9 protein-coding genes and 1 riboswitch are annotated in these 13564 nt (G+C 64.4%); of the genes, 4 read left to right on the top strand and 5 right to left on the bottom strand.

Features of this window, described 5'->3' with window-relative positions; translation table 11 throughout:
• Positions 1 to 7: 7 nt before the first annotated feature.
• Together ACO550_RS02055 and ACO550_RS02050 are read right to left on the bottom strand one after the other, a co-directional pair.
• On the bottom strand, positions 8 to 901 hold the full coding sequence (locus ACO550_RS02055; RefSeq protein WP_315593357.1) for a lipid A biosynthesis lauroyl acyltransferase: 894 nt from the start codon (positions 899 to 901) through the stop codon (positions 8 to 10).
• Entirely contained in the window at positions 898 to 1824 is a 927-nt protein-coding gene (locus ACO550_RS02050) for a lysophospholipid acyltransferase family protein (RefSeq protein WP_315593356.1), read from the bottom strand. The genes ACO550_RS02055 and ACO550_RS02050 overlap by 4 nt, the downstream gene beginning before the upstream one ends.
• Before the next feature lie 241 nt (positions 1825 to 2065).
• On the opposite strand from ACO550_RS02050, the gene metK reads away from it, so the two are divergent.
• Together metK and kdoO are read left to right on the top strand one after the other, a co-directional pair.
• The gene (gene metK / locus ACO550_RS02045) at positions 2066 to 3229 is read left to right on the top strand and encodes a methionine adenosyltransferase (RefSeq protein WP_315593355.1); all 1164 of its coding nucleotides are present in this window, start codon (positions 2066 to 2068) and stop codon (positions 3227 to 3229) included.
• Positions 3230 to 3359: 130 nt separating this feature from the next.
• On the top strand, positions 3360 to 4247 hold the full coding sequence (kdoO, locus tag ACO550_RS02040) for a Kdo hydroxylase KdoO (RefSeq protein WP_315593354.1): 888 nt from the start codon (positions 3360 to 3362) through the stop codon (positions 4245 to 4247).
• Positions 4248 to 4271: 24 nt separating this feature from the next.
• Here kdoO and ACO550_RS02035 read toward each other — a convergent pair whose 3' ends face one another.
• Positions 4272 to 5675 (bottom strand): aldehyde dehydrogenase family protein, encoded by a 1404-nt coding sequence (locus ACO550_RS02035; protein WP_315593353.1) that lies wholly within the window; start codon positions 5673 to 5675, stop codon positions 4272 to 4274.
• A gap of 236 nt (positions 5676 to 5911) precedes the next feature.
• Here ACO550_RS02035 and ACO550_RS02030 point away from each other — a divergent pair, with 236 nt between their 5' ends.
• A complete protein-coding gene (locus tag ACO550_RS02030; RefSeq protein WP_315593352.1) occupies positions 5912 to 7594 on the top strand; it encodes a GMC family oxidoreductase in 1683 nt (560 codons plus the stop codon).
• 65 nt (positions 7595 to 7659) lie between these two features.
• Here the strand turns inward: ACO550_RS02030 and ACO550_RS02025 are convergent, their stop codons facing one another.
• Complete coding sequence (locus ACO550_RS02025; RefSeq protein WP_315593351.1) at positions 7660 to 9201, bottom strand: methyl-accepting chemotaxis protein; 1542 nt, start codon at positions 9199 to 9201, stop codon at positions 7660 to 7662.
• Between the two features lie 169 nt (positions 9202 to 9370).
• A complete protein-coding gene (locus ACO550_RS02020; protein ID WP_315593350.1) occupies positions 9371 to 11053 on the bottom strand; it encodes an acyl-CoA dehydrogenase family protein in 1683 nt (560 codons plus the stop codon).
• 239 nt (positions 11054 to 11292) lie between these two features.
• Positions 11293 to 11394: riboswitch (TPP riboswitch) on the top strand.
• 114 nt (positions 11395 to 11508) lie between these two features.
• Here ACO550_RS02020 and thiC point away from each other — a divergent pair.
• Positions 11509 to 13386 carry a phosphomethylpyrimidine synthase ThiC gene (gene thiC / locus ACO550_RS02015; protein ID WP_315593349.1) on the top strand — a complete coding sequence of 626 codons (1878 nt, stop codon included), beginning with the start codon at positions 11509 to 11511 and terminating at the stop codon, positions 13384 to 13386.
• Positions 13387 to 13564: the final 178 nt, after the last annotated feature.

The following is a 13564-nucleotide window of genomic DNA, read 5'->3' as shown; positions in this document are numbered from 1 at the left end:
ATTGTAATCAGTAGATGTCGGGTTCGCCGGGCGGCCGGTGCTTGAAGCGCTTGTGTACCCAGTAATAGTCGGCCACGCGCGGGCGGATGGCTTCTTCGAAGAAGGCATTCATGCGCCGCGTATCGTCGGTCACGTCCTCGCCCGGGTAGTTGTCCCATGGCGGCAGGATGTGCAGCACATAGCCCTTGTAGTCGGGAAGCTGTTCCGTGTAGATCGGGACCACTTTGGCCCCCGCCAGCCGCGCCAGGCGCGAGACCGAAGTCAGCGTCAGGGCCTGTACCCCGAAAAACGGCACGAACTCCGAGTCGCGCTCGCCGAAATCCATATCGGAGATCAGTTGCAGGGCCTCGCCTTTCTTGAGCACGCGCAGGATGTTGCGCACGCTGTCATTGCGCGAAATCATGTTCGCGCCAAAGCGGCCGCGCGCGACCTTCAGGAAATCGTCGAACAGCTTGTTCTTCTGGACGGTATAAAGCGATGCGCCGGAGCGGCCGACGTTGTCGCGCAGGTGCATCGTCAGCCGGATCGCGCCCGCTTCGAGGCCCGACAGATGCAGCGTCACCAGGATGTGCGGGGTGCCGTCGAGTGCCACCAGGTTGGCCTGGTCATTGATCTGCACCAGCCGGCGCATCTTTGCATCGTCGCAGGTCCAGAAGATGCCGCCCTCGGCAAAGCTGCGGAACACCTTGCGATAGGTTTCGCGCGACATCGCCTCGATTTCGGCATCGCTTTTGTCCGGGAAACACAGGCGCAGGTTGGCACGCACCACTTCGCGGCGCGGGTTCGGGATCAGGTACAGGAATCCGCCCAGTGCCTCGCCGAAGCGGGCCACGAACGAATAAGGGAGTTTGCCCAGCACGGTCAGCAGCCCGATGCCGAGCCAGGTAAAAATGCGGCTCATTGGTTCTTGTTGGTGGAAACGGTCGGTGCGGCACCGAAGGTTTCAGGCGGCAACTCGGCGCCGGCCGGATGCTTGTAGCGGTTGTAGCCCCACAGATACTGGGTTGGATCAACCGCGATCATCTGCTCGATGTTGGCATTGATCATGGCACACGCGGCCACGGGGTCGGCCGGCAGCATGCCGTCGTCGCCGAGAACGCGCAGATGTCCGCGATAACCCACCCCGCGGGGCAAGCGCTCGGCAATGATCATGACCATGGGGGCTTTTGTCAGTTGCTGCAGCCTGTGCACCAGCGTCATCGTATAGGCCGGCTTGCCGAAGAATGGCGCCCAGGCTCCTTCGCCGCCGCTTGGCACCTGGTCGGGCAGGATGCCTACGGCCTCGCCGCGCTTGAGCGCGCGCACCACCATTCGCACGCCACGCGGGTTGGCAGGGGCCATGGCCAGGTTGTGCCGGGTGCGCATGCGTTCGACGAACTCGCGCAGCCAGGGCTGGTTGGGTGGCTTGAACATCGCCGTCACGGGGCGTTGCTCGGCATGCGACTGTGGCAACACCTCGAAGCAGCCCATGTGTGGCGTCAGGATGATCAGGCCATTGCCCTGTTCCTGCAGGCGCTTCATATGCGGCCACAGGCAACTTTCAAAGTTGTCGGTCCGCACCGTGATCGATTTGCGGCTCCAGAAATACGGCATCTCCACCATCATGCGGCCTGTATTGCGGGCCGCCTCGGCAATCATGGCATCGGTGGCGTCCGGGTAGGCATTCCGGAAGTTTTCCACCAGCCGGCGACCGTAGCGGCCGGGCAGTCGCGCCACGAGCAGGCCAAGTGCTCCGCCGAACGCATGCAGTACGCGCAGGGGCAGGCGGGAAATAAGCCAGAAGAGAAAGGTCATGACGGCGTCAGGGACATATTCCGGCGACAAGCCGGGGAATTCCTTGGTACTTCTTCAGTACGGGCGGCATCGGGGCAGCGGCTGTGGCGTTTTCATCATTGGCGCGCTGCAACGAAGCCGGCAGGCGCGTATAATACCCGGCATCGCCGAGTTAACTGACAACTTGCGGGGCGATGCCGCTCTACCCGAGTGGCCTAAATTCCGCTAAAGCGTCGCCGCATCGTTTCCCGAGGCTGGCGCGCGAAGCTAACCAACCTGGAGAAACAAGATCGTGTCGAACGATTTCCTCTTTACTTCGGAATCTGTCTCCGAAGGCCATCCCGATAAAGTAGCCGACCAGATTTCGGACGCGGTCCTGGACGCCATCCTTGCCCAGGACAAGTACGCCCGTGTGGCGGCCGAAACGCTTTGCAACACTGGTCTGGTGGTGCTGGCAGGCGAAATCACCACGACGGCGAACGTCGACTACATCCAGGTCGCACGCGACACCATCAAGCGCATCGGTTACGACAACACCGACTACGGCATCGACTACAAGGGTTGCGCGGTGCTGGTGGCCTACGACAAGCAGTCGCCGGACATCGCCCAGGGCGTGGATCGTGCATCGGACGATTACCTGAACCAGGGTGCTGGCGACCAGGGCCTGATGTTCGGTTACGCCTGCGACGAAACGCCGGAACTGATGCCGTTCCCGATCTACTACGCACACCGTCTGGTGGAGCGCCAGTCGCAACTGCGCCGTGACGGCCGCCTGCCCTGGCTGCGTCCCGATGCCAAGTCGCAGGTGACGGTCCGTTACGTGGATGGCCGCCCGCACAGCGTGGATACCGTGGTGTTGTCGACCCAGCACGCACCGGACATCTCGCAGGCCCAGATCCGCGAAGCCGTGATCGAGGAGATCATCAAGCCGGTGCTGCCGGCCGACATGCTCAAGGACACCAAGTACCTGGTGAACCCGACTGGCCGTTTCGTGATCGGTGGCCCGCAAGGCGATTGCGGCCTGACCGGCCGCAAGATCATCGTCGACACCTACGGTGGCGCTTCGCCGCACGGCGGTGGCGCGTTCTCGGGCAAGGATCCGTCGAAGGTCGACCGTTCGGCCGCGTACGCCGCTCGCTATGTGGCCAAGAACGTGGTGGCAGCCGGCCTGGCGCGTCAGTGCCAGGTGCAGGTCAGCTACGCGATCGGCGTGGCTCGCCCGATCAACGTGACCGTCTACACCGAAGGCACCGGCAAGATCTCCGACGAGAAGATTGCCGAGCTGGTGCAGGAGCACTTCGACCTGCGTCCGAAGGGTATCGTGCAGATGCTGGACCTGCTGCGTCCGATCTACGAGAAGAGCGCCGCCTACGGTCACTTTGGCCGTGAAGAGCCGGAATTCTCGTGGGAAGCCACCGACAAGGCAGCTGCGCTGCGCGCCGCCGCCGGTCTGTAAGCCTTTCCCGGGCTTGCTCGAAACCCCGCTGGTCCATCCGGACCGCGGGGTTTTTTGTTGCCGGCGCATCACGTTGGCGCGAGGCGCCAAGCGAGTAGAATCCGGTCAAACCGATCTTCACGGAACCGCCATGTCCCTGGACCTGATCCGCACCCAGCCGTACACCGACTGGTCGCCCGAGGTAACACCCGAAACGCGCGCCACGCTGCGCCGCGAGCTGGAGCAGGGCGCCGTGCTGTACTTCCCGAACCTGCATTTCCGCTTCCAGCCTGGCGAAGAGCGCTTTCTCGATCCGCGTTACTCGGATGGCAAGTCAAAGAACATCAACCTGCGTGCCGACGACCGGGCCGTGCGCGGCGCCGCTGGTACCGAGCAGGACCTGACCGAGCTCTACAACCTGATCCACCGTTATGCGCAGTCGAGCGAAGCGCTGATCCGCGCGCTGCTGCCCGAATACCTGCCGCACATGACGCGCGCGGGCACCTCGCTGCGGCCAAGCGAGATCGCCGGCCGCCCGGTGAGCTGGCGCAAGGACGATACACGCCTGCACGTGGATTCGTTTCCGTCGAATCCGATGCTGGGCAAGCGCCTGCTGCGCGTCTTCCACAATATCGATCCGGAAGCGTCGCGGGTGTGGCGCGTGGGCGAGCCGTTCGGCGATTTCGCGCAGCGCTTCGTGCCCCAGACACATGGCATGTGGCCGGGCCAGGCATGGCTGATGAAGACGCTGCATATCACCAAGCGCACGCGCAGCGAGTACGACCACCGCATGCTCCAGTTGCATGACCTGGCCAAGGCCGATCTCGAGTACCAGAAGACGGTGCCGCAGCAGGAGTTTCATTTCCCGCCCGGCGCCACATGGATCGTGTTCAGCGACCAGTTGCTGCATGCGGCCATGCGCGGCAAGGCGATGATGGAACAGACGATCTATCTGGATCCGGCCGCGATCGGCGACCGTACCCATTCGCCAGAGGCCGTGCTGTCGCGCATGCTGGGCAAGCCCATGCTGGCGGCCTGAAAACACGCCTTCCGACCTGCCTCCCTAGCGCATCAGCATCTTCAGCATCGACTCGAAGCGTTTGCCGTAGGGCGGCTTGAGCAGGCCCGCGCCATTGAAGCTGGCCTGGTGGAACACCGGTTTGAGTTTCGAGAACGTCTCGAAGCCGGCCTCGCCGTGATAGACACCCATGCCGCTTGGGCCGACACCGCCAAACGGCAGGTCGTCCTGGGCAATATGGAACAGCGTGTCGTTGACAGTGACGCCACCGGCCACCGTCTGCTGCATCACGCGATCCACGACATTGCTGTGCTTGTCGAATACATACAACGCCAGAGGTCGCGGCCGCGCGTTGACGAATGCGATGGCGTCGTCGATGCTGCGATAGGTCACCACGGGCAGCACCGGCCCGAAGATCTCCTCCTGCATGGCCTTGACGTCGTCCGGTACGTCGATCAACAGCACCGGCGGCAACTGCCGTACAGTGGCGTTGGGCATCGCATCGGTCAATGGCACCACGCCAGCGCCGGCCGCACCAGCGGCGTCGATCATCGATACCAGCCGGTCGAAATGCCGGGGGCTGATGATGCTGGTGTAGTCGGGGTTGCGCGCGATATCGGGATAGAGCCGATCCACCACGCGTCGCGCGGCCTGCGCAAAGCGGTCGCGCTGCTCGGCTGCCACCAGTACATAGTCCGGCGCGATACAGGTCTGGCCCGCGTTGAGCAGCTTGCCAACCAGGATCCGTTCCACCGCGCGTTCGAAATCGGCGCCGGGACCGATGATGGCCGGCGACTTTCCGCCCAGCTCCAGCGTCACCGGCGTCAGGTTTGCCGCGGCGGCCTTCATCACATGATGGCCGACATTGGTCGAGCCCGTGAACAGCAGGTGGTCGAACGGCAGCGCGCTGAACGTGGCGGCCACGTCGGCATCGCCGTTGATCACGGCCACTTCATCGGGCGCGAACGTGGCTTGCACCAGCCGCGCGAACAGTTCGGAAAAACGTGGCGTGTATTCCGACAGCTTGACCATGGCCCGATTGCCCGCCACCAGCGCACCGGCCAGCGGGCCGATGGTCAGGTAGAGCGGATAGTTCCACGGCACCACGATGCCGATCACGCCCAGCGGCTGCGGCATCAGGCGCGACTTTGCAGGTTTGAACCAGAGTCCGGTGCGGGCCCGGCGCACACGCATCCAGCGCTTGCCATGCCGCAGTGCATCATCGATACCGGCCAGGCTCGGGAAAACTTCCAGCAACGCGGTTTCCTGACGTGGCCGATTGGTGAAATCCGCGCTGATGGCCTCGGCGATGGCCAGGTGGTTGTCGCGCACCAGGCGCTTGAGCCGGCGCAACCGGTCGGCCCGGACCTCCCATGCCGGGCTCTGGTCGTGGCGCGATGCGGCGCGCATGGCATCGAACACAGTGGACATGGCGGGCACTTCTCTCATTGGCGGTCTCCTTCCCGGGGGCTGTATTCCATGGGCCATCGCGCACCATAAGGCAGCACGCGCGTTATATCAATGGAATCAATCGAGCCTTCCCTTCAAACGTCTCGCACCGGCGGGCGCCAATGCGGGCTGCCGCCCTCTGCCCCCTTCACCGGCCCGACGGCAGCGCCTACACTTTATTTTCGCAGCGGACGTCCGCCGGGGACTGGATCGGCACCGGACACGCGGGGAGACAGATGGAAACGACTTTTGACTATCTCGTCGTGGGCGCCGGCTCGGCCGGCTGTGCACTGGCGGGGCGGTTGGCTGACAGTGGCAGCGACACGATCGCGCTGCTCGAGGCAGGTGCACACGATCATCATGTGCTGGTGCGCACACCCGCTGGCTGTGCGGCCATGCTGCCGCGCGCCGGCGCGCGCAATTACGGCTACCAGACCGTGCCCCAGGACGAACTCGGCGGCCGGCGCGGCTATCAGCCGCGCGGCCGGGGCCTGGGCGGATCTTCGTCGATCAACGCCATGATCTATGTGCGCGGCCGCCCGAGCGACTACGATGGCTGGGCCGCCGCGGGCTGCGACGGCTGGGCATGGGACGACGTGCTGCCGTATTTCCGGCGTGCCGAATGCAACGAACGCGTGGCCGGCCACGACGACGATCCGCTGCATGGTGGCACCGGTCCGCTGCATGTCAGCGACCTGCGCTCGCCCAATCCGTTTGGCCAGCATTTCATCGATGCGGCTCAGCATGCCGGCATCGTGCGCAACGACGATTTCAATGGCGAGGAGCAGGAGGGTGTTGGCTGGTACCAGGTCACGCAGCACAACGGTGAACGCTGGAATGCGGCGCGTGCCTACCTGCATGGTGGCAATGAGCGCGACCGTAACCGCAATGGCGGGCGCAGCCATCTGCAGGTGATGACCGGCACACAGGTGCTTCGCATCCTCTTCGAAAAGCGTCGCGCGGTGGGTGTGCTGGCCTGGCGCGATGGCCAGGAGGTCGTGCTGCGTGCGCGTCGCGAGGTCATCGTCTCGGCGGGGGTGTTCGGCTCGCCGCAATTGCTGATGGTTTCGGGCGTGGGCCCGGCCCGACATCTGCAGGAGCACGGCATTGCCGTGGTGCATGACCTGGCCGGTGTTGGCGGCAATCTACAGGACCACCTCGACATCATCCTGCACAAGCGCGTGGCGGCGCCCGAGCTGTTCGGGATATCGCCCGGCGCGGTGCGCAGGTTGATCGGCGAATACCTGCGGTACCGGCGTGACCGCTCCGGCATGATGACCTCGAACTTCGCGGAAGCCGGTGCGTTCGTACGCAGCCGCCCCGGACTGGCCGAACCCGATCTGCAGTTGCACTTTGTGGTGGGCATGGCCGACAACCATATGCGCAGCGTGAATTTCGGACATGGCTATTCCTGCCACGTCTGCGTGCTGCGGCCGCGTAGCCGTGGCCTGGTCGGACTGGCTTCACCGGACATGCGCGACGCCCCGCGCATCGACCCGCGCTACCTGTCGGATCCGCAGGACATGGAGGACATGCTGGCTGGCCTGCGCATCGTGCGCGACATCTTTGCCCAGGCGCCGCTGGCCGTGTTCGGCGGGCGGGAGCTGTACTCGGAAGGACTGCGGCTGGACGGCAGTGACGACGACGCGGCGCGCGCGCTGATCCGCAAGCACGCCGATACGATCTATCACCCGGTAGGCACATGCCGCATGGGCATGGACGCGCTGGCCGTGGTGGACCCGCAGTTGCGCGTGCGCGGCGTGGAGGGTTTGCGGGTGGTGGATGCGTCGATCATGCCGACGCTGATTGGTGGTAACACCAACGCACCGGCGATCATGATCGGCGAGCGTGCGCATGACCTGATCCGCTATGCGCCGCATGTCACGCTGCGGATTACGGAGACAGCGGTGGCGGATTGAATTGCTGCTGGTTGGTTTGCTCCCCTCTCCCACAACGCGGGAGAGGGGAGAACACGGACAGCAGATTACCCGCGCATCTGGAACTGTCCCACCATGTCGCGCAGCTTGCCGGCCTGTTCGTCCAGCGATTGCGCGGCGGCAGCCGCTTCCTCGACGAGCGCCGCGTTCTGTTGCGTAACCTGGTCCATCTGGCCCACGGCATGGCCGACCTGCTCGATACCCGCGCTCTGTTCCTGCGATGCCGCCGAGATCTCGGCGATGATGTCCGACACGCGCTTCACGGCATGACGGATCTCGGTCATCGTGTTGCCTACGCCTTCCGCCTGCGTGGAGCCGGTGCGCACGGTGTCGACCGATGCCTCGATCAGTTCCTTGATTTCCTTGGCCGCGCTCGACGAGCGTTGCGCCAGGCTGCGCACTTCGCCGGCCACCACCGCAAAGCCGCGGCCTTGCTCACCGGCACGCGCCGCTTCCACGGCGGCGTTCAGTGCCAGGATATTGGTCTGGAAGGCGATGCCTTCAATCAGGTTCGTGATCTCGGCGATGCGCTCCGAGCTGGTGCTGATGGCGCCCATCGTATCCACCATCTGCTGCACGGAATGATTGCCTTCATCGGCCACCAGGGCCGCATTCGATGCCAGTGACGAGGCCTGGCGCGCATTCTCGGCATTCTGGCGCACGGTGGCCGTGAGCTGCTCCATGCTCGATGCGGTTTCTTCCAGCGATGCGGCCTGCTGCTCGGTGCGCGACGACAGGTCGACGTTGCCCGCGGCAATCTGCGCGGCGGCCACGCTCACCGAATCGGTGGAGCGGCGTACTTCGCGCAACGTGCCGGACACGCGCTCGATCAGCGTATTGAACGATTGCGCGGTCAGGCCGACTTCATCGAGACGGTCTACCGGCGCGCGGCGATCGAGATCGAGCGACGTGCTGACATGCAACAGCGTGCCCTGGATCTCTTCAAGGCTGCTGCGGATGCGACGATACAGTCCGATCGCCATGAAGGCCGTGAGCACGACCGCGATCACGATCACAATCGAAAATACGCGTACCGATGTTTGATGTTGTGCCTTGTTGTGCGCCACGGCTTCGTCGCCAAGCTTCGTGTTGTATTCGAGATGCTCGTCCAGGTTCTTGCGCACGGCGGTGGAGGCCAGGTGCAGCTCCCCCGCGGTCAGCATCTGTTGGGTGGCGGCGAAGTCGCTGTTCCTGGAGCGTTCGAGAAACGCGCCGAACTGGTCCCGGTAGTGCTTGATGGCAGCGCGATCGGCCTCAAGAAACTTCCGGTCGGTTTCGTCGGAAATATCATCGCGTTCGTACTTGGCCAGCAGGTCGTCGAAGCGCTTGTTGGAGCGCTCCAGCATGGCTTCGGCATCGGCCTTTGCGTTGACGTCGTCGGTCATGGCATGGCGATACAGTGCCACGCGGATGTTGGCCAGCGCATTGCTGACGTTGTTGAGGTCACGCACGCTGCCGAGCGTGTTGTCGTTGAAGTATTCGAAGCGTTTTTCCGACTGGTTCATCTGCCAGATACCGCCAAGGCCGACGAAGAGTAAGGCGAGTAACGCGAGGGACAGCGTGAGAAGCAGACGTTTGCTGATATTCATGGGGGATGTGGCGGCACACGTTACTTGGCGCGTGCCGTCCGTTGTGGCGACTTGGTTTTCGCAGCGGGCGGGAGCCCGTCGCCACAACGTTTACGGCGGGGCGCATGGCCCCTGAAGATGGACATGCCGCAATGCAGCACGTGCTGTGCGATCTCCGCACACTATAAGTTCAGCGAGGCCAGGCGCGGTCCGTGATGCGGATCAAAGTGCCGATATCTGCATCCAGCGTGCCGAAGACACGGCCATGCTGGCGGCCCAGACGGCTTGCCACGAACTGCTCGGCCGATTCTGCGTGGCCATGCGCGATCATCAGCGCCGCCTGCGCGGTCAGTACCAGTCCCTGCGCAAAGCGGCGCGCGCTGGCTTCGAGCGCATCGGCCGGACCGTGCAGCATGGCCTGCAGCGACGCCAGTTCCGCGCGCACCGCGGCGTGGCCATTGGACAGGCGCGCCAGGTCCTGCATGATGCGTGCGCCATCGTCGGGGTTGCGTTGCAACGCACGCAAGACGTCAAGGCACATGATGTTGCCCGAGCCTTCCCAGATCGAATTGACCGGTGCTTCGCGATACAGCCGCGCCATCGGCCCTTCCTCGACATAGCCGTTGCCGCCCCAGACTTCCATGGCCTCGCCGGTGGCTTCCAGCGCGCGCTTGCAGATCCAGAACTTGGCGGCCGGCGTCATCACGCGTTTCCAGGCCGCGGCCAGCGGATCGTCGTCGGCGTGTTCGAACGCATTGGCCAGCGCCATCATCATGAGCGCGGCCGCCTCGGACTCCAGCGCCAGGTCGGCCAGCACATTGCGCATCAGCGGCTGGTCGGCCAGCAGCTTGCCGAACGCCATGCGATGGCGCGCGTGATGCAGCGCCTGCACCAGTCCCGCGCGCAGCAGCGCCGCGCTGCCGATCACGCAATCGAGCCGGGTATTGGTGGCCATCTCGATGATGGTGGGAATGCCGCGGCCTTCCTCGCCGATCAGGATGCCGGTGGCGCCGCGGAATTCCACTTCACTGCTCGAATTGGAACGGTTGCCGAGCTTATCCTTGAGCCGCTGGATCAGGATCGGATTCTTGCTGCCATCGTCGCGAAAGCGCGGCACGAAGAAGCATGACAGGGGGCCATCGGCCGCACCCATGCGCGCCACCACCAGGTGCGCATCGCACATCGGCGCCGAGAAAAACCATTTGTGCCCGGTCAGCGCATATTCGGCCCCGCGCCCCTCGCCACGCACGGGCATGGCCACGGTCGTATTGGCGCGCACATCGGAGCCGCCCTGCTTTTCCGTCATGCCCATGCCGATCATCACGGCAGTCTTGTCGCGCCAGGGCAGGTCGCGCGGATCGTGCTCCTTCGCGTAGAGGCGGGGTTCGAGATCGCGGAACAGGGCCGGTTCCTTGCCCAGGACAGGAATGCTGGCCAGCGTCATCGTGGTGGGACACAGCGACCCCGATTCGACCTGGGCCTGCAGGTAGTAACCGGCCGTGCGCGCGGCCCATACCCCCGCGCGCGGTTGCACGAATGGCAGGGCCTGCAGTTGCTGGCTACGCAGCAATGCCAGCAGCTGATGCCACGCGGGATGAAACTGAACCTGGTCGATGCGTTCGCCGGTGCGGCTGTGCGTGTGCAGTTCCGGCGCGAACCGGTTGGCATCGGCCGCCCAACCCTGTACCTCGGCTTCGCCGAGCCTTGATCCATAGGTGGACAGCGCATCGGTGTGCCAACTGCCGCCGAGCCGGTCCAGTGTCGTGCGCAGGCCGGGATCGGTGTCGAACAGGTTGTAGCCGGCAAGGTCGGGCACCTGGTTGAACACGCCGTGAGTGTGCGCGCTATCCAAGGCGACGGATGTGGCGGTCATGACATCTCCTGGGGCGGCACTGGCGGCCGCTGTTGAAATACGGACTACCTGCTGCGGGCCATGGTACGGCAATCCAGCCGTTCGCAATACACATGGGAAAACTGGTCCGCGAAGCGTCGCCCTGCCCACTTTGCGCGTATCGTGCAGCGCAGCATGGCATTCCGATACCGTGATGCACGACAGCCGCGACAGAATTTTGGGTAGCGCGGCGCAAGCCCTTGTGCTTAAATTCACCCCGTTGGATGAAACAGGGGTGCCGTCCGGATGGGCCGGGCGGCTGAGAGAGTCCCTTCGAACCCGATCCGGCTAGTACCGGCGTGGGAAGTTTCACATGAACCGAATCGCTCTTGTCCCGCGGGATTTCCGCACCGGGACGCCGCCGCCGGCCCAGCCGCGCAGGCCGGCTCACAGGGCTCCTGGTTTCGTCCATCCCCGCAAGAGAGAGGACGACACCCATGGCCCGTACTGCCCCCGCCGCTTCGTTTGAATCGCTGGAAAGCGATCTCGACCAGAAATTTGCCTATCCGGCTTCCAGCAAGACCTACCTGACCGGCAGCCGCCCGGACATTCGTGTGCCACTGCGCACGATCCTGCAAACGGCCACACGCACCGACAAGGGCGAGATGGCCAACCCGCCGATCCCGGTCTATGACACCTCGGGTCCGTACAGCGATCCCGACGTGCATATCGACCTGAAGGCCGGCCTGCCACCCGTGCGCGCCCAGTGGATTGCCGAACGCAACGATACGGAAGTGTTGCCCGGCCTGTCGTCGGAATACGGCCTGGCACGTGCCAACGATCCGGCCACCGCGCACCTGCGTTTCGCGCAACTGACCAATCCGCGTCGCGCCAAGGCTGGCGCGAATGTGTCGCAGATGCACTACGCGCGCCGCGGCATCATCACGCCCGAGATGGAATACGTGGCGCTGCGTGAATCGCTGAACCTGCAGGCGCTCTACGACAAGCCCGAGTACAAGGCGCTGCTGCGCCAGCACCCGGGCAATGCGCTCGGCGCCGCGCTGCCGCTGCGTCCGGAAGACATGACGCCGGAATTCGTGCGCCGTGAAATTGCCGCCGGCCGCGCGATCATCCCCGCCAACATCAACCACACGGAACTGGAGCCGATGGCCATCGGCCGCAACTTCCGCGTGAAGATCAACGGCAATCTCGGCAACTCCGCCGTGACGTCGTCGCTGGCCGAGGAAGTGGAAAAGATGGTGTGGTCGATCCGTTGGGGCGCCGACACCATCATGGACCTGTCCACCGGCAAGCACATCCACGAAACGCGTGAATGGATCCTGCGCAACTCGCCGGTACCCATCGGCACGGTGCCGATCTACCAGGCGCTGGACAAGACCGGTGGCATCGCCGAGGACCTGACCTGGGAAATGTTCCGCGACACGCTGATCGAGCAGGCCGAGCAGGGCGTGGACTATTTCACGATCCACGCCGGCGTGCTGCTGCGCTACGTGCCGATGACCGCCGATCGCGTGACCGGCATCGTGTCGCGCGGCGGCTCGATCATGGCCAAGTGGTGCCTGGCCCACCACAAGGAAAACTTCCTGTACACGCGCTTCGACGAGATCTGCGAAATCATGAAGGCGTACGACGTGTCGTTCAGCCTCGGTGATGGCCTGCGTCCGGGCTGTATCGCCGATTCGAACGACGACGCGCAATTCGGTGAGCTGCGCACGCTGGGCGAACTGACGGCCAAGGCATGGGAACACGATGTGCAGGTCATGATCGAGGGCCCGGGCCACGTGCCGCTGCAGCGCATCCAGGCCAATATGGACGAAGAGCTCAAGCATTGCTACGAGGCGCCGTTCTACACGCTGGGACCGCTGGTCACCGACATCGCGCCGGGCTACGACCACATCACCAGCGGCATTGGTGCCGCCAATATCGGCTGGATGGGCACGGCCATGCTGTGCTACGTCACGCCGAAGGAACACCTGGGCCTGCCGGACAAGGAAGACGTGCGCGAAGGCATCATCACGTACAAGATCGCCGCCCACGCCGCCGACCTGGCCAAGGGCTGGCCTGGCGCGCAGTTGCGTGACAATGCGCTGTCCAAGGCGCGCTTCGAGTTCCGCTGGGAAGACCAGTTCAACCTGGGCCTCGATCCCGAGCGTGCACGTTCGTTCCACGATGCAACGCTGCCGGCCGAAGGCGCGAAGATCGCCCACTTCTGCTCGATGTGCGGGCCGAAGTTCTGCTCGATGAAGATCACGCAGGAAGTGCGCGACTACGCGGCATCGCTGCCCGCGGCCGAACGTGGCATGGAAGAGAAGTCGATCGAGTTCGTGAAGTCGGGCGCGAAGATCTACTCGTAAGCCACCACGCATTGTCTTGCAGGACGGGCACGGCCTCGCGGCCGTGCCCGGTAGTGGCATCACCGCAGTAACAGAAGTACCAGAGTCCCGCGCGCGGCGCCCCCACGCGGCGCGGCGGTATTCACCCAACTGGAGGCCGGACGGCGCAACCGTTTGCCCATGCCGCCGGCATACAAGC

It is taken from the genome of Cupriavidus sp., from assembly GCF_057315035.1.
This window is presented reverse-complemented; position numbering and strand designations above follow the sequence as displayed.